This is a genomic window from Paenibacillus amylolyticus (assembly GCF_001570725.1).
Classification (GTDB): domain Bacteria; phylum Bacillota; class Bacilli; order Paenibacillales; family Paenibacillaceae; genus Paenibacillus; species Paenibacillus amylolyticus_A.
On record NZ_BCNV01000001.1, the window covers coordinates 3840396 to 3857517 of the forward strand.

A 17122-nucleotide genomic window follows, 5' to 3' on the forward strand; every position below is an offset into this window, starting at 1 on the left:
GTACAGGAGTGTTTCTTTTATATATAAAAAAGATAGATTCATGGAGGGAAAGCATGACAGAATGGATCACGCAATTTATACTCTTTTTCAAAGATTTGTCATACGCAGGTCTCGTCATTGCCTTGTCGTTTGAATTCGTACCCGCTGAACTTGTACTGCCCATGGCGGGATATTGGGTGTATCTGGGGGATATGAAGCTTTGGCTGGCAATTCTGGCTGGTACCGTAGGCGGAACGTTCGGACCTCTGACATTGTATGCCCTGGGACGATACGGCGGCAGACCGATGGTCGAAAAATTCGGCAAGTATTTCTTGATTCGCCCCCACCATCTGGACGCTTCCGATAAGTTCTTTGAGAAATATGGCAGCGGAGTAGCTTTCATTGGACGTTTTGTACCCGGCATTCGGACCGTGATCTCGATCCCTTGTGGTATGGCGAAGATGAATGTGTTTAAGTTCAGTATCTTTACATTCTTGGCCATGCTTCCGATCACCTCATTGTACATCTTCTTAGGCTTCAAGTTAGGCTCTCAATGGGAGCACGTGGACGAGATTGTTAAGCCTTATATCGTTCCGGCAGCGGTGGTTTTCTTAGGTGCTTTTGGATTGTATGTGCTTTTGAAACGTTGGAAAAGAAGAACGGCTTTGAACAAGTCATAGGTTTGCCTGAGGAAATGCGGACTGTATAGTAGAGTGGCTGGTATATGATAAAAAAATTCTTACTCTACATGGCCTCTGGTTATGATTTGTTAAGATACTAGTGATAGATGATATACCGTACTAATCGACTCGTATATTCATATGCAAAGCCCCACCGATCATGGCGATCAGTGGGGCTTTATCAGTTCATTTGATAACTAAATCAGTTCCTGCCTTCTTTTCAAATACACATACAACACCACTCCAGATGCCGCACAGATCACAGCGCACAGACCGATGAATCCATATCCCGCTTGAAGTCCACGCAGCAGCCCTAACTGAGTCGTTGGACCGTACATATTCTTCACGCCTTCAATGACCCAGCCAATCACATAGTTACCAATAACACTACCAACCCCCATCAGAGTAACTGTGAACGTAATCGCGGTGTCACTGCCGTTCGGATATCTGCGTGCGATAAACGCCATAACCGTTGGATAGATCATCGCAATACCTGCCCCCGATACAGCAAAGAAGAACGCAAGTCCCTCCCCGCCTCCAATCGCCAGGAACGTACATACCGCTGAGAAAGCAGAGAAAAGAATGAGCGATAGCACAAATCCGATTCGGTCCGTCAGTGGACCAAGCAGCAGACGTCCCAGCGAGAAGCTGAGGAAGAACGCAGAAAGTAGCCCAGATGCTTTGACCGTATCCCACGTATAAGCTTTCTCCAGAAAGTTAACGAGCCAACCTCCAACCGCCAGCTCCGATACCACGCCAAAAGAAAGAATGAGCACCATCAGCCAGATGGCTGGATCACGTGTTAACGTCTTGAGTGAAGTCCGATCTTCATGAGGAAGATCGTCACCCGGGAATTTGCTGCGCAGCGCCGCAATAATTGGTAACAGACAGAGTGACAACATCACCAGATACATGCCGCGCCAGTCCAATTCGTGACCGAACACGCGCAAAGACATAACACCCGTCGCCAGCAAGGGTGCAACCGTTGAACTTAGCCCATAGAAGAAATGGGACAGGTTCATCATCGTACCTGTGTTTTTCACAAAGATCCGCGCACCCAGAATCGCCAAAGCAATCTCCAGCATGCCGTTACCGATGTACATGAAGAAGTACGATGAAGCAAAGAGTGGATAGTTATGAGACATGTAAATGAACATACCCGAGAGGATCATTGATGCAAACGATATGATGCTAACCGCCTTGATGCCCCATTTGCGAACCAGAATAGCCGTGAAGGAGCAGGCGATCAGGTACCCAAGTGCATTCAGGGACAATAACGTCCCGAGCTGTTTCTCATCCAGATTGAAGTCGAATTGAATGCGCGGAATGGCCGGTCCCTTAATATTTTCCGATATGCCGAATACGATAAATCCCAGAAAAATTGTTGCCAGCTGTATGGCGTACAGCTTGTTGAACTTTCGTTTGTTGCCTTGTGTACCTGCTTGCTGATTCAAAATAAGTTCCTCCATTGTGTTCAGGAAAATGATTGCACGTTATAACTACGATTGCAGTACCATCTTCCGACCGCTGTTATCCCTGTATTTTTTTTGAATCGTTCCTAAAGGTGAAAATACAGTGATAAAGGCGTTCTTCAGATTGGTTCTGCCCTCTCCGTTATCGTGTCAATGATTTGTACATATGAAATAGGAAACATAGTTAAGCATTATTCCTAAAAATAGAATACTTGTAAAAGTTCCTTTGTCCTTTACCACTGCTTCTCAATCACCTGAATGCGGTAGGTCAGGCTCTCCAGTGTAACAGCGATTAGTCCAGTCACATACTCGCGCCGAGTGTCTCTTTGGATGATCAACTCCGGCATATGCTCCTGTGGAATCAGGTGATCCAGACAGCCTTGTAACAGGTCATCCCGCATCGCCGGGTCCATTGTATCGCCCGTAACGACAATCGCTGCCGGGTTAATAATCGCAATGATGGAGATCAGCGTCTTTGTGACGAGTTCCTGCAATCCTTCCGTCGTTTTCAACATTCGCAATTGCTCTTCCCGTGAGACGCCAAATGGTAGAAAGGACACCTCGCCCCCAAATTGTGTATTCCCGGTCAGCGGACGACCATCAATGATAAAGCCTGCACCCGGAAAATGATTCTCCGGAAACGTCACTACTGCGAAGTTCTTCTCTTCTTCAAACTGCTGCTGGTTGTACAGTCCATATACTGTCAGGTTCATGTCGTTGCCAATGACCACTTCCACGTCTTCATATTGTTCCTTGAGCCTTGGCCCTAGTGGCTGATACATCAGCTCCGGTACATCGCAAATTCCAATCACGCCGTTGTGTGCCACCCCAGGTATACCGATACCAAACGCCTGCACATTGTGGTGTTGTTCGATCAGGTTTGCAATCAGATTCTCTACCACCGGGACATTAATCTCATCCAAAAAGAGTGTCTGTTCGTCCGCCATCTCTCCGTTCAGATTGGCATATGTATGTGTGATCGAGTGAATGCCGCCCTCCGTTCGAATAATCAGGCACAGCACACTTGCATAGTCCGCATTGAATTGATAACGACTGGCAGGTCTTCCCCCGCTCGATTCATCGGGACCCAGATCGATAATCTCACCCGTTTGAAGCAACTCATTCAAGATTGTGCCGCATGTCGCTACGCTGAGTTTGGTCAGGTTCGCAATGGAAGCCTTGGTGCCTACGCCCATGGATCGGAGCGTGTTCTTCACCAGTTCAACGTTAATGCGCTTCACCTGCTGGGTGTTGTGTGATGTGGGTAACATGGTAAGTTATATGCCTCCTTTCGTTCATTTCGAACCATTCAACGAATGTTTTTAAAAGTGTTTTAATAATTGAAGTGTAGGGGGATTTGGGAGGAAAGTCAATGCTTATTTGAGAGCGAAAACTGTATGGATGGAAAGACAAAAAGACAGTTAAAGATCATCTTGTGTGATCCTGCACTATCCTTTTAGTTAAGGTGATTTTATGTAGACTGGCTCATTTGATTTGCCAAGATGCTCTTCTCCAGTCGAACTTCAAATAGCTTTCGATTTAGATCCTGTTCCATGGAATGAAGGTGATACGCAGCCTGTTTCACCGTGTCCATGTGTAGCGCCCCTGCCCGCTTCGCGATGATGTCCATGGCGTCCAGGATGAGTTTGTTACATGTGACCAGTTGGTCGACGTAATCGTCTTCGCGTTCAATGAGTTGTGCGTACTGCGGAGCGAGGTCTTCGCTGTTGGTACTTGTCATTTCACCACTCCTTTGTTAAGGAGAGGATAACATAACTATAGAAAAGATGTGGTACGCGTAAACGTATCATTGTATCTCACTCCAAATAAAGCGTATACCATTAAAATAATCATCTATTTGACTGAATTTATAGTAATCTTTGAGCTTTGCAGATATAGAGGTGGATGGTGAATTATTTAATATTATTTTCTTTCTCAAGGGACTCTAACCATCCTATCCTTCATTTGAGAATGTAACAAACAACATCTGGATCATCATATTATATGCTTTAAGTCTTTCATACCTTAGTTAACCATTAAGTGATTCATGATTTACTATGATACGAGGATTTTAAATGGAAACGTACTCTTGTTATTTTCATGTATTTTGATAAAGTAACATTCAGGGAAGGAGGATATTAAAATTAGGATCAATGTATCTCAGTAACACTAAATTAGGAGTGAACAACTTGAATATCAAAAAATTAGTAAGCTTCGTAAGCTTAAGTATTTTATTTATTCTTTTTTGTAATCCAGTACAAGCAGCAGCAAAGCCTTATGTCATTCCTGAAAATGCTTATGTAGGGTTCGACTACTCTATTTTTGTAGATGGAGAGCTGATCATATTGCGTGAGAAAAGTTATGCTATTGACAAGATTAAAAATCCTGATTTTTATGTGCCACTTAAGTTATTAAGTAAGCTGAAAGGCTTCAAGATTAATTATAATACACCCATCACTGTTAGCTCGGATCATGGTACCTTTAAGATCGACTCAACAAACTCTGTTCTCTACAATAATAGTACATATTTAAGTCTAGCAAATTTTCAGAAATTAACCGGATACGAAGCAAAGAGTGATTTTGATTCACTATCTCTTTTTCTCTGGAGTGGGCCCGAAGGAGAAAAAGAATCAAAACGTTTACTGCAACAACTAGACAAGGTCAGTTTTGATTTGAAATCCTTTATGGGGAAAAAGGTCTATATTTATGAAGGTGAAAAAATCGGCTGGGTAAAGGAACTATCTAACTATTCATCTAGCAGTACTATCGTGAAAGCTGTTATTCAATTAAATAACGGGACCATCTATGAAGAACTTATACTTAATGGTACTCCAGATTCCTTTATAGATTATTGGCATTACGAAACAATAGGTTATAACTATACTGGTAAATATTATTGGGCAGACAAAAATTATTTACCATCTTCAAACCCTCTAGGACATTTAGAAAAAGTATACTTCACTTCAGTAAAATTAAAAGGAAAAAACCTGATTATTAAAGCTAAGCGTTCTAGTGGAGCCAATCAGACTTTTAAACTGTCTTTCTATGATGACTATACATCAACAATACAAAATGGATTCTATACAGTTAATCCTAAAACTACTTACCCTAGTTGGTCATCTAACATCTGGAATAAGATAATACAACAGAAAATATCCATTGGAATGAACACACAACAGGCTCGATTATCTTGGGGATCACCAGAAAGGATAAACTCTTATAACAGTAATAACTTAAGAATTGAACAATGGGTGTACGGAAGAACATACCTATACTTCTACAATGGCAAATTAGAATCTTGGACTGATTGATTAATTTAAAAATCTCTATGGTTATTTCTAATATCTTTGGTACATGATGCCCCGCTATCAATTGCATAATATATAATTATCTGTCGCCCGCTCAAACCTTGAAGCGGGCTTTCATTTACACTAATCCGAGAAGGATTAATTTATAATCTTTAGCTCTTAATATTGACAAATCCCCAAAACAAGTCCATCCTAATAACGAATCATCCATTCACTATTAAGGAGTCGTTCCCGATGGTGCAAGCCAAGAAAGACGAAGTCAGGAAAGAGATTGAATACGCGGCGCTCAAGGTCTTTTTTGAAAAAGGCTATGTGGATGCCAAGATGAGCGATATCGCGGATGAGATCAATATTTCCGTGGGCAATATCTATACTTATTTTAAGAACAAGAAAGAACTATTCTACGCTGTCGTGCCGCCGGATCTGGTGGATTATCTGAAAAATGTGCTGGTGGAGACGATTCACTTTGATAACCAGACCCTGTTCGAGGAAACGGATAGCGAGCGAAAGTCGGCGCTGGTACAGGAACAGGTAGATGTCCTACGTAAATACCGGAATCAGATTGTCATCATCTTCGAAAAGAATAAAGGCACTATCTACACCAACGCCAAGAACGAGCTTGTTGAGTTGATGATCGAAACGAAGAAGGCCTATCTCAAGAACCAATATAAACGGTATGAGATTGGTACCGAGGAGAATTTGATCTTGCTGAACATCCTCGCACACAACGTGATCGACATGAACCTGGATCTGTTGAAGCGGGATATGAGTGAGGACAGCCGGAAGCAAATATTCGAAGCATTGTATGTTTACAGACTGTACGGTATGAAGAGTCTCAACGAATAACGCTCCATCTCATCATTTATGCCGGATAGCCAAAGCGTGCAGATCAGATCAACTTCACTTGGTTTGCACGCAAAAAAAACGCTAACATTAAATCACTCTATTTTTTTGACACAAAAATGAATTTATAATTCATTTTTAAGACGAATATTTACCATTTACCAAACTATTTAAGTTGAACCAACATTTATACAATAACGGAGAGGACAGAAATAACCAGAGGAAGCGAAGCGTTCGCCTGAGAGCTTTCTGAAAGAAAGCTACATCGGAAGCATAAGCTATCACCGGATTTCCCCCTAATAAGAGGGTATCAAAAAAATCTGGGGATAACAGCGATCCGAAGGTTGTTCTGTCATCGGAGTGGCAAGTGTACATACCCTCTTTCAACTTATATAATCCCACCCACATTCTAAGGAGGAACACAACATGAACACCGCTTACGCATTAAAAAACGTCCATCTGATCCACGGCGACTCAAGCCGCAATCTGCAAAATAACATGACCATTCTCATCAATGAGCAAGGTCTCATTCAGGATATCGGCCGAGATCACGAGTTGCATATACCAAGTCACTACACAACCATCGACCTCTCAGGAAAATACATTATGCCCGGACTGATCAACGCCCACGTGCATCTCTTTGCAGATGGGAAACCGTTCAGTCTCTCGGTCAGTGAAGGTTTGTTGCAGTTTGCCTATGATCGAATCCTGAATACCAAATTCGGCAGAAATGTTTTGAAAAAACGTATGAAACGCAACGCACTAACCGCACTCCATGCGGGTGTAACGACGATGCGCAGCGTGGGGGAATTCTTTTACACGGACGTCCAGCTACGGGATGAGATTAATAATGGTGACTTTGTCGGTCCCAATTTGCTAGTATCCGGATTTTTCCTAAGTGTAACGGGCGGACATGGTGCTCCATTCCTGGCTCTTGTGGGCGACTCTCCGTGGGAAGCCAGAAAGAATGTGCGCATCAATGTGAAACACGGCGTGGATCTGATCAAAATCTGCGTAACGGGCGGCGTGACGGATGCGAAGATGGTCGGTGAAGCTGGACGTTTACAGATGACGGTGGACGAAGTTGCAGCGATCTGCGATGAAGCGCATAAGATTGGCCTGCGGGTGGCAGCGCATGTGGAAAGCACGGAAGGTCTACGCGTTGCGTTACAGGGTGGCGTCGATACGATCGAACACGGTTCGGAGATGGATGACGAAATCATTTGTTTGTACAAAAATAATCCCAATGCCCTGAATGGCTACACTGCACTCATCCCCACCATGCAAGCCGCCTATCCATCCGCCTCACTGGATACCAGCGTAACGAAGGTAAGTGCAACGGTAAAAGAGAATTCCAGACTCGTCTACGATTCCATGCTCAAAGGCGTGAAACAAGCGATCGAAAACGACATCACCCTCGGGATCGGCACCGATGCCGCCATGCCTTATGTGACTCACTATGATATGTGGAGAGAGATGGACCACTACATGAGACAGGCCAACCTGAACAACAAACAGGTCATCGACATGGTGACCCGAACCAATGCGAAGATCCTGGGCGTTGATGATGTAACAGGGACGGTGGATATCGGCAAACATGCCGATCTGATTATTATGGAGCGAAATGCGCTGGAATATATCGAAGCTTTGTCAGACGTCTCTATGGTCATGGTCAAAGGAAATCTGATTCAAACACCATCTGTCACAAGAATCAAAGAAGTCGACGATGTCCTAAACTCAGTTTGGTGAATTCAGATATGTAAACATAGAATTCATCAATAATACGTAATACTTGCTTCAATTAAATACGCTTTATCTTTAAGGTTCAATAATTCAGGCATTAGCCATTGAGGAGGCGGAATGTCTTCAACAGGTTCTCCATCCAAAAATAATTCAAGCGCTTCTTTCGCCATCAATAATGCTTCATCAACTGAATCGCCACAGGTGATACATCCAGGCAAATCAGGAAATGTAACATTAATTCCATCTTCAGCAAAATTAAAAATTGCGTAGTATTGGTAAGTTCGAATCATATGGGACACTCTCCTGTTATCTTTACTTTTAGCAAAAACAGCAAAAGCCCTTCGGATTGTATCTGAAAGGCTTTCAACTCGTTTTAACTCTTAATTTCCCCAAAATATATTGTTATAAGATTAATCATTCAATCCTTTGCCCTCCAGGATCGGCTGCATGTACTTCTCGATTCGTGACACTTTTGTCTTGGATTGCTTCGGTTGTGAGAAATAATAGAGATATGCCCGCTGCCGTCCAGGTGTCAGTGCTTCAAATGCATCTCGGAAAGCAGGGTTCTCATCGAACTGCTGCTGAAGTTCCTCAGGAACGCTATATTCGGCAGTTTTTTTCATTTCCACTTGCAATCCTGCCTGTTCCACTTCAATCGCTTGCTGGATATAGGCTTTGATCATAGCTTCCTGCTCTACAATCTGCTCCAGACTGGTGAAACGAAGTTGGCGTTCTGCCTGTACATTCTCCGTTTGCTGGACCAAAATGCCGTGTGTATCCTTCAGCAGAGCGCCTTTGAAGAACAGGATCGCCACGTATTCTTTGAATCCATGGATTAAAACGATGTTTTTTCCATCGAGCATGTAACAAGGATGCATCCATTTCATATCCTCTGTCAGTTCAAAATCTCGAATGATCTCTCTCAGCTTTGTGGACTCGTCTTTCCACGTTTTGAGTTTCTTCAAATAACCGTCAACTTTGCGATTCCCACTTGTATCCGTCATGGAGAAATACCTCTCTTTATCTCATGTTCTTATAGGTTCAATTGTACTGGTTTTCAGTGGATTGTACAGCGTTGCTTACAGAGCTTTTATTGACTTTTCCACTGCGATTTAAACCTCAACGAAACAAGACCAGCGTCTTCGTAAATGTAATATCAACGGTGGAGGATATGATTATCCATAAAGCAAAAAGGTCCATAGACAATCTATGGCCTTTTGGTTTGGTTAACATTTCAGGCTTAAGCTAATATCCAGTAGTGACTGTGCCTCATTTTCCAACATGGAGGAAGCTAACATCATGAAGTCTTCAGCCCCAATTTCAAAGTGACCTTTACGAAATGGAAACCCCCAATTGCGATTCCCGCGTGTAAAAGTGAGATGGTCTAACAACGTTGCGATCTTTACTTCTCGACATGGAAGATAACGGATATCTCGGCGAAAGGGTACAAAAGATTCCGACATCTGATATTGGTAGACCCTGTCGTCGATAATCTGACCAATAGCGGTAAACGCCTGAAGTGGCTTGCCAGTTGATATGTCTGTGCGTGGAGAATAGTATATCATCCAATCACCCGCGGACATCTGTCGCAACAGTGCTGCCTTACCATGGCACAACTGCGCAAACCCTCCCTCTACGGCTACATTCACATGAGAAGCAGATACAACGCCAATCCAATATCTGCTGTCTGTCGTTTCCAATGATTTCAATACTTCAGTTGTACTTCTCATCCTGCAACCCACTCCTCTTGATCTGTGATATATCAAAGTATAAAAAAACACTACTGACAGGTGTATGTCAGTAGTGTTTTAAGATGTTTTTGGCTACTTCCTGCATCCGGAAGCGTAAAGACTCCGGCTCCAAGACCTCGATATCTCCACCCCAGCCAAGCAAATAATGCAATATTTCCTCCGGGTAGCGGACACGAAAATGAAAAATCACACCTTCCTCTTGCTCCTTGAATGCATCCATATAAAAATGAAGGGCTTCCATAACTTTGTCAGCAATTTCGGGTTTTGCCCTGATTAATATGTGTTCGTTACGGTCATCAGGAGGTCGATAACTGTTTAGATCAAAATCTGGTGGCAAAAGGAACTGATCCTCCAGCACGGAAAGTTCAGTCATGCGTGACAAACGAAAATGACGAATGTCTTGTCGCATATCACAACGTGCAATTAACACCCAATTCTCCTGAACCAGTGAGAGTCCATAGGGTGAAACCTCACGCATGTTATATCGATTGCCATCCGTTCCTGGCATTTTTTTCAGGTACATAAAGCTAATTTTACGTTGCTCCAGAATGGCATTACGTATCTGGTTAAGGTATGTTTTCACCCTCGCTCGGGTTAAAGGTTCAACCGTATGAAGCAGTCGCATCGTTTCCCGAACACGTGTGGATTCGTCACGAACGGATTCTGGCAAAATCGCTTCAATTTTGCGTTGAGCCGACTTAGCCTCCATCGCGTATGCTGTATCCAATCTCTGTTCGATAAAATCAGCTCCCATGAGCAGGGATACCGCTTCTTCTGCGGTGAAGCTTACCGGGGGCAGAAAATATCCTTCCATGAGGGAATACCCATGACCCGGAGCTCCCATAATTGGAACGCCAGCCTCGCTTAATGCCTGAATATCTCGATATATCGTACGTACACTTGTCTCCAATTGAGCAGCTAAATCTTCTGCTCTCAGCATCTTTCTTCGCTGCAATTCAAGCGTAATCGCAAGCTGCCGCTCCGTTTTGTTCATTTTCTAGCCCCCACCGTTTCATCATCCAAACCTAACTCATTCTATCACAGTAACTTGCCCTTTCGTTTCGTGAATTACAGCTATGGCACGTCTTACATGCCACCCGAAGATGAGATAGTCTCAATCTCAAAAAAAACTGATACCCCAAAAGGATATCAGTTTTTTATCTACATTATATCTGCTGTAAATACGGTTAATTCTCTTTGTTACTTCTTACACGTACATGGCCAACAACAAGTTATAGATCATCGTTGCAGCTTCCGCTCGAGTCGTTTCACTTCCTGCACGAACCGTATGGTCCGTATATCCGCTCACAATCTTGGCTTGCACCGCTGCATCCAGTGCTTCTTGTGCCCAAGATGGCGTCTGCGATGCATCGGTGAAACTTGGTTTAACGGAGGTATTAACAGACATTCCGGCTTGTGCATCTGAACTTATTTCCAGAGCATTCGCCATCATCACAGCCATCTCGGCACGCGTAATCGTCCGATCGGGCTTAAATGTATTATCACCATAGCCGTTCACGATTCCAGCTTGCACGGCTGCGGCAATATCACCTTTTGCCCAGTCTGGCAGACTGCCTTGATCTGCAAATGTCAGATCGGACTCCACAGACTTCAATGCCAGCGCCTTACTGAGCAACGTAACAAACTCTGCCCTTGTGATCTTCTTGGATGGTTGGAATGTTCCATCAGTGTAACCTTGAATCACGTTCATGCCCAACAAGCGATCTGCGTAGTCAGAAGCCCAGTGTCCATTCAGGTCAGACAGATTCACCGGTGTGTAACTGGACACAACAAATGTACCCAGATGATTAACATTAGCTGTTATGCTTCCTGCTGCATTCGTCTTGCCACCGATAAATACCCAGCTCTGACGAGCTTCATTATAGTAGTAGATTGCAGGTTGGGTACCACTCGGCAGAGCTTCCGAATCCACATTCAGGCTCAATGCCGCCTGATCATTCAACGTTCTTCCGCCACTGCGGCTGATCTGTACAGCTTGTCCAAGTACATTCAGGGAAGCTGTATTCTGCAACTTGTCCTTGGTAACCACAGACACTTGCAGCGTATCCTTGGAACCGATGGCTCCCGATGGAACATTGAATTGCACGATGTCTTTCAAACCCGTTTGGACAGGCTGATTCGCTTCCACCTCAACCTTCACTTCAGTGGATGAATCTGACCCCGTTTCCGGATTCGTTGGTGTGGTTGGAACCGTAGGCGTTGTTGGTACACTTGGTGTACTTCCTCCAGAATTCCCACCAGAGTTGCCTCCATTACCTCCACCTGAACCCCCGCCACCATTGCCTGAGCGGCTTTGTACAGTCACGGTACGGATAACTTCCTGTGCCGCATTACCAGCGATATCCTTCACGTTATACCGAAGGGTGTAGATTCCTGCCGCTTGTGTGTTCACCGTGCCATCCACCTGCACGGAACCACGGATGCCGACATTATCAGAAGCCTGTGCTCCAGGCTCGTTATATGTGTCTCCCACATTCAGCGTCATCTGGCTGCTACCTTGCAGGGTGATGACGGGAATCTCACGGTCTATTTTAATGACCAGAGGTAAAGTATACGTTTGTTCCAGATTGTCTGTTGCTCGGAATAAAAGGTTGTGCTCTCCCGGCTCTGTTACCTCCATAAGTGTATTCTCTGTATATGGTTCGTACGTCTGCCCTCCATCACGGGACAACTCGATGATCGCGGAAGTAGCAGGTGCGTATACTGCGCTGGTTACACTAACGGTTACGGACTGATTCGTCCATGTATCCGTGTGATACGGCTGGCCGTCAGCGGTTGTCATGTTGCTTTTTAACACCAGCGCCTGATTATTCTTGCCTTCCACAATGACAGTGAACGTTTTGGGTTGAGATTCCGTGCCACGTTGCACGGTTGCCGTCAGTTCCAGTCGCTCATTATTGTCCGGTTGCATTAGCAGCTTGCCCTCGTTATTCATTAGTTCCGGCTTGGAGCTGGACCAGCTAATGGTAGCCCCGTGTTTCCCTTCAGCAGGAAGGGTAAGATCGGAATGGACCGCGTTCAGATCGCCCAGATCGATTGCTTGAATTGTATCGGTTACCGCCTGTGCGTCACTGTACGGTGTAGCACTCACGAAGATTGGGTTGGAGTAGAACCACAGATCGCGATAGTTGCTATCGTTAATTTGATTAAAGCGGGTCGTTGCATCCGCTGTTGTATTTTTCGGATCAAGCTGTGGTTCACCATTTACAGTCTCACCTATCACATTCATACCCAGATTCGTACCGCGCAGGCGGAAATACTTGTCCTGGTCTGTAGCTTTGATCTTGTACGTGATGACATTATAACCTTCGGCATCTGTTGTCCAATCGTTGGATGTGAAGGTAGCCAGTACTTTGGTAGAGTCGTTGGTGTCTTTGTTATATGCGGCTGTACCCTTCTGGGCCTTGGCTGTCACATCCCCAGCGATGAGATCGACATGATCCACCACGGGTACTTGTCCAGCGGACGTGCCGCTGTTAATTGGTTTTTCATAGTTATTGCTCGTCGTTGGACTCTTGAAGCGGATCTTCAGCTCTACTTCATCGCCTTGGGTCACATTAAGGTCTCCACCCATCTCAACCTGAGCACCCGCTCCGGAAGCCGTGAAGTCCAGTGCGTTGATCAGATCACCGAATACGGAAAATGATTTCCCCGAACGTAGTCCATCCAGTACTGCCTGCATGCCTGTACCCTCAACCCACGAATAGGTCTTGGCATATTCGCCCGGAAAATAACCACTGGAATTCGTGCCAATCGTCTTGAAATGATAGTCCGAATTGCCATAGTTCCAGAAAAGACGTCCTTCTCCCAGCAATGCATCCCACAGACCGCCCACTTTGGCGACCATATAGTCTACACCGCCGTATGTACGGTACTTGTATCCATCATCTGCGGTTGGATTAGCTACATTGTAACTTGTGTTGTACCCTCCACGATCCGGTTCCATCTGGTTACCCAGCATGCCTTCGATACCAAATACCACTTGTGGAGCCAGATCGTTGAACTCACGGAAGTCGGCGATGGTATATTTGTTTTTGCCGCGTGAAGGATGGTTGATCATCGCATAACTTGTCATTGGATAGTTCGTTGCAAGCCAGTTGATGGCAGCCAACGCATCCTGATGAGACGTGTACGCACGCTCTCCGTTTTGATCCCATTTCGCTACGTCAGCTGCATTAAACAGATTCGCTGCGCGATTCGTGAAGCGGTACTCGAATTCCTTGGCAGCGTTAAGCGCTTCGGTTGAGTTCGGCTCATCCGTAAGAATCCCCACCCCAACGTGTTCATGTGTAGGCATGTCCCATTCGAAACCGGAGAAGATTGTTTTACCTGCGTATTTGCCTGCATCCTGAAGGGCCTTGATCTGTGGTACCTGATATTCATTCATTCCTTGGGACATGGGGATTGACCCATTTGGAATGTCTACGCCATTGTGATCTCGCTTGGATAACCGCAAATGATCCGTAAGCGCGATCCAATCCAGTCCATATTTGGTTAAACCTGCATCGAGTACGTCCTCCAGTGAAACCTGTGCATCATCAGACTCAAACGTATGTACATGCAAATCTCCCGTTTGCCAAGAACCTGTTACCGAGCTGTTGATCGATGTGTTATCCCCCGCATCTGCATACGATACAGCCGTAGGAAAAGCACCCATGACCAACCCTGTAGCCAAGGGTATAAGTGTAAGCATAGCGAGCATTTTCTTGCCTTTATTATTGAACAAAATCATCCCACCACCCGTTCTGAGTTGTTGTGTCGGGAGTAAATATAAGAGACTTTTGGGGGCAGGGTCAACGGCTTGGAAGCATGTATTTAAAATTTTACATATACCTGCATTCTTTTATATTCCCTTAAAGGTTTTTCTAACTTATCCTAACGAAGTTATACTCTATACTGCTCCATATTGAGGGAGTGAATCTAGGGAAAACGCAGCAATTAGGAGGTGATACAAAATTCAGAGATTGTTCACGATTCAGGAAAGTTCCACCACTGCTGTGGATCATTAGGAGGAGAACTGGCATAGGAGAAATGATGAAGCGGAGTAAATAGTGGGTTTTGTAAAAAGATCAGAGTGACGTGTACGTTGAGGATAGTAATAAAGCACCCACGAATCATAGGCATGATATGCCCTGAAGCCGCAGGTACTTGGGGTTGAGCGGGATTTTGTATCAGCATTTACATCTTTACTATTGTGAACTGGGGGTGAGTTGTTTGTGAAATGTAGGGTATAAGGACATGCTAGATTGCTCTTATCGTCTTAACTTATTATATGTCCTACTGCCTCCGTAGGGCAGAATCCAATCCACCTCGAATCGCTTGCTTTTGATAACGGCTCTCATAGTCTTACGTGAAGCTTCCGGCATTCAGTTCTCAGAGATCCTTACGTTCTCCAGTTTTGGGAACTGTTTCATCAGAAAGCTCCAATCCTCTGTATGTACCCCTTCCACTATTAAACTGCGAAGCTCCGGCAGCTCCAACAACTGAATATTCCTAATTGGGTTACAGTTCAATATAAGCGTTTTCAACTCCCTGAGTTGATTAAGAGGAAGAATATCTTCGATCTGGTTATGATTTGCCCTGATCCACTGTAACTGTGGGAAGTTTATTAACGGAGATAAATCAACCAGTTTGTTATTTTCTATGTGAATGGAATCAAATCTTGTTAGATGATGTAGTCCATTTAATTTTGCAATGCTAGTCAATCCATTATCGTTGATACATAATGTTTCTACATTCTCTGGAAGGTACCTCAGCTCGTCTAGATCAAAATCAGGAGTATCACGAATGCTAAAGCTTTTCAGATTTTTGGCATACTGGATTCCGTCCAGATAGTAAACGTTTCCTTTTTCATGATAACGAAATATATTTCTTAATTGAAGAAGATTAATATCCGTCAGATTCTCCTTGAAAACTTGAAGCTCTACCCGAATACTGCGTTCCAGAATTTCATCCTTGAAGAGAACTTTCGTTCCTTTTAGCCCGTTTACTCTGTGGGATACCTCTGCGAAATACTCTTGTCTAGCACTCTCACATTCAGAATACTCATACATGTACCATTGCCATTCAAAATATATGGGTGGGATATAAGTGGGCCTTATCCATTGAATAGTTTCGTTATCAAGTATTTTCCCAAACAGAAATTGGTCATCTTCCTGAAGTAATATGTGATTATCATGACGAAAAACATTTCCTAATGCGACCATGCTTCTTGCGCTTTCATATGGAACCTGCTGTCGGTCCGCAAGAGCATCATAGTATTGATCATATGTTTTCAGACGTTCTTTTCTCATCTCCTCTGTGTTTTCCGTATCCCATACCTCAATGAATTGAAAGGTCTTCAACTTATGCTCTTCCACCACTTTTTTAAATGTGTCTGTCGCAAAAAATCTTAAATGGTGGTGTTGGGGTAAACAGAACAAATGCGCATCCACTTCAATTCTCTCTGGTAGGATGTGTATGTATTCCGAGAAAAAACCATAACCCATTCTTCGTTTAACTGGATTGGTCATATCGATGAAATTCTACATCCGATTCACCTTTACAGCGAACATGTCGTGCTCCTCATGAATCAGAGGCAGGAACTCGACGTCCTTTCCGATCAAAGGAGTCAACACTTCTTTTGCTTTTTTCGAAAACACTAAAAAAGTAATAGTATATTTAATACAATCACTCTTGTTACCTTTTCGTTTAGTCACGAATACCGGTGGCCCCCAATGCTCGCTATTCCCCTTAAAATAAGCATCCATTCGTTCATCTTCTCGCTCAAACGACTCCAGTTCAATACGCATAGATTTTTCTGCTGGAACAAGCATCCAAATTTTAATAATCATCCACTCCGAAAGTATATACTAGTAGTCCCATCCTCTTATATCGGTCACCTTTCGTTTAATCCGTAGCTTTAACACTTTACTTACAACACTTCTAATCTATTAACTGCCGATGCATGCATGGCGATGAAACGATCCAGTTTCTTAAAAAGCTGACTCCTTCTCCTTAAACGCACCTATCGTCGAGATTATTGACCAAGTTCTGTAAGAAACAGCAACACCCCGCGACGATCTTCGGGGTCTGGCTTTTTACTTACATATCCCGAATTTTTGAGTTGTTTGATTAATTGGCTGACCGAGCTATGGTCCATCTCAGTTGCATCTGCCAAAGCCGGGGGACTTGTTGGACCATAGGAGTACAACTAGCGGACAGGTGAAAAGTAGTAGGTTGCAGGGTTGCACCAAAACACTTGGCAGATTACGGACTAAGTAAAACCAAATAAAGAAGCCGTTCTCAACTAAAGAGATATGGCTTCTTTAAGTTTATATAATTGC

At 44.0% G+C, this 17122-nt stretch carries 15 protein-coding genes; 4 read left to right on the top strand and 11 right to left on the bottom strand.

All coding sequences use genetic code 11. From position 1 onward, the window contains the following. Positions 1-53: 53 nt before the first annotated feature. The gene (locus PAHA3_RS16990; RefSeq protein ID WP_062835757.1) at positions 54-659 is read left to right on the top strand and encodes a DedA family protein; all 606 of its coding nucleotides are present in this window, start codon (positions 54-56) and stop codon (positions 657-659) included. Between the two features lie 197 nt (positions 660-856). Here PAHA3_RS16990 and PAHA3_RS16995 read toward each other — a convergent pair whose 3' ends face one another. The 3 genes from PAHA3_RS16995 to PAHA3_RS17005 form a co-directional block, all read right to left on the bottom strand. Further along, positions 857-2113: an MFS transporter gene (locus tag PAHA3_RS16995; RefSeq protein WP_153028229.1), complete on the bottom strand. Its 1257-nt coding sequence runs from the start codon at positions 2111-2113 to the stop codon at positions 857-859. A 251-nt stretch (positions 2114-2364) separates the two neighbouring features. Further along, positions 2365-3402: an ROK family protein gene (locus PAHA3_RS17000; RefSeq protein ID WP_062835759.1), complete on the bottom strand. Its 1038-nt coding sequence runs from the start codon at positions 3400-3402 to the stop codon at positions 2365-2367. 200 nt (positions 3403-3602) lie between these two features. Further along, positions 3603-3872, bottom strand: a complete 270-nt coding sequence (locus tag PAHA3_RS17005) for a hypothetical protein (protein ID WP_062835760.1) — start codon at positions 3870-3872, stop codon at positions 3603-3605. A gap of 439 nt (positions 3873-4311) precedes the next feature. On the opposite strand from PAHA3_RS17005, the gene PAHA3_RS17010 reads away from it, so the two are divergent. The 3 genes from PAHA3_RS17010 (at position 4312) to PAHA3_RS17020 (ending at position 8031) form a co-directional block, all read left to right on the top strand. Continuing rightward, on the top strand, positions 4312-5442 hold the full coding sequence (locus tag PAHA3_RS17010; protein ID WP_153028230.1) for a hypothetical protein: 1131 nt from the start codon (positions 4312-4314) through the stop codon (positions 5440-5442). A 231-nt stretch (positions 5443-5673) separates the two neighbouring features. Next, the gene (locus PAHA3_RS17015; protein ID WP_062835761.1) at positions 5674-6285 is read left to right on the top strand and encodes a TetR/AcrR family transcriptional regulator; all 612 of its coding nucleotides are present in this window, start codon (positions 5674-5676) and stop codon (positions 6283-6285) included. Between the two features lie 423 nt (positions 6286-6708). After that, a complete protein-coding gene (locus PAHA3_RS17020) occupies positions 6709-8031 on the top strand; it encodes an amidohydrolase family protein (RefSeq protein ID WP_062835762.1) in 1323 nt (440 codons plus the stop codon). 26 nt (positions 8032-8057) lie between these two features. Here the strand turns inward: PAHA3_RS17020 and PAHA3_RS17025 are convergent, their stop codons facing one another. The 8 genes from PAHA3_RS17025 to PAHA3_RS30730 form a co-directional block, all read right to left on the bottom strand. After that, entirely contained in the window at positions 8058-8315 is a 258-nt protein-coding gene (locus PAHA3_RS17025) for a type II toxin-antitoxin system HicB family antitoxin (protein ID WP_062835763.1), read from the bottom strand. A gap of 120 nt (positions 8316-8435) precedes the next feature. Further along, positions 8436-9029, bottom strand: a complete 594-nt coding sequence (locus tag PAHA3_RS17030; protein ID WP_062835764.1) for a YdeI/OmpD-associated family protein — start codon at positions 9027-9029, stop codon at positions 8436-8438. Positions 9030-9251: 222 nt separating this feature from the next. Continuing rightward, a complete protein-coding gene (locus PAHA3_RS17035; RefSeq protein WP_062835765.1) occupies positions 9252-9755 on the bottom strand; it encodes an EVE domain-containing protein in 504 nt (167 codons plus the stop codon). Between the two features lie 67 nt (positions 9756-9822). Further along, complete coding sequence (locus tag PAHA3_RS17040) at positions 9823-10770, bottom strand: helix-turn-helix transcriptional regulator (protein ID WP_062835766.1); 948 nt, start codon at positions 10768-10770, stop codon at positions 9823-9825. A gap of 213 nt (positions 10771-10983) precedes the next feature. Next, positions 10984-14523, bottom strand: coding sequence for an S-layer homology domain-containing protein (locus PAHA3_RS29915; RefSeq protein ID WP_153028231.1), 3540 nt, complete (start codon positions 14521-14523; stop codon positions 10984-10986). A 640-nt stretch (positions 14524-15163) separates the two neighbouring features. Continuing rightward, a complete protein-coding gene (locus PAHA3_RS17050; protein ID WP_062835767.1) occupies positions 15164-16309 on the bottom strand; it encodes a leucine-rich repeat domain-containing protein in 1146 nt (381 codons plus the stop codon). Between the two features lie 12 nt (positions 16310-16321). Continuing rightward, positions 16322-16630 (bottom strand): hypothetical protein, encoded by a 309-nt coding sequence (locus PAHA3_RS17055; protein ID WP_062835768.1) that lies wholly within the window; start codon positions 16628-16630, stop codon positions 16322-16324. 185 nt (positions 16631-16815) lie between these two features. Continuing rightward, complete coding sequence (locus tag PAHA3_RS30730) at positions 16816-16989, bottom strand: MarR family winged helix-turn-helix transcriptional regulator (RefSeq protein WP_268801808.1); 174 nt, start codon at positions 16987-16989, stop codon at positions 16816-16818. Between the last annotated feature and the right edge of the window lie 133 nt (positions 16990-17122).

Bases quoted from the DNA above. Each gene is read 5' to 3' on its own strand.
- PAHA3_RS16990 (WP_062835757.1), top strand. From the start codon at position 54: ATGACAGAATGGATCACGCAATTTATACTCTTTTTCAAAGATTTGTCA.
- PAHA3_RS17000 (WP_062835759.1), bottom strand. From the start codon at position 3,402: ATGTTACCCACATCACACAACACCCAGCAGGTGAAGCGCATTAACGTT.
- PAHA3_RS17005 (WP_062835760.1), bottom strand. From the start codon at position 3,872: ATGACAAGTACCAACAGCGAAGACCTCGCTCCGCAGTACGCACAACTC.
- PAHA3_RS17015 (WP_062835761.1), top strand. From the start codon at position 5,674: ATGGTGCAAGCCAAGAAAGACGAAGTCAGGAAAGAGATTGAATACGCG.
- PAHA3_RS17020 (WP_062835762.1), top strand. From the start codon at position 6,709: ATGAACACCGCTTACGCATTAAAAAACGTCCATCTGATCCACGGCGAC.
- PAHA3_RS17025 (WP_062835763.1), bottom strand. From the start codon at position 8,315: ATGATTCGAACTTACCAATACTACGCAATTTTTAATTTTGCTGAAGAT.
- PAHA3_RS17030 (WP_062835764.1), bottom strand. From the start codon at position 9,029: ATGACGGATACAAGTGGGAATCGCAAAGTTGACGGTTATTTGAAGAAA.
- PAHA3_RS17035 (WP_062835765.1), bottom strand. From the start codon at position 9,755: ATGAGAAGTACAACTGAAGTATTGAAATCATTGGAAACGACAGACAGC.
- PAHA3_RS17040 (WP_062835766.1), bottom strand. From the start codon at position 10,770: ATGAACAAAACGGAGCGGCAGCTTGCGATTACGCTTGAATTGCAGCGA.
- PAHA3_RS17050 (WP_062835767.1), bottom strand. From the start codon at position 16,309: ATGACCAATCCAGTTAAACGAAGAATGGGTTATGGTTTTTTCTCGGAA.
- PAHA3_RS17055 (WP_062835768.1), bottom strand. From the start codon at position 16,630: ATGATTATTAAAATTTGGATGCTTGTTCCAGCAGAAAAATCTATGCGT.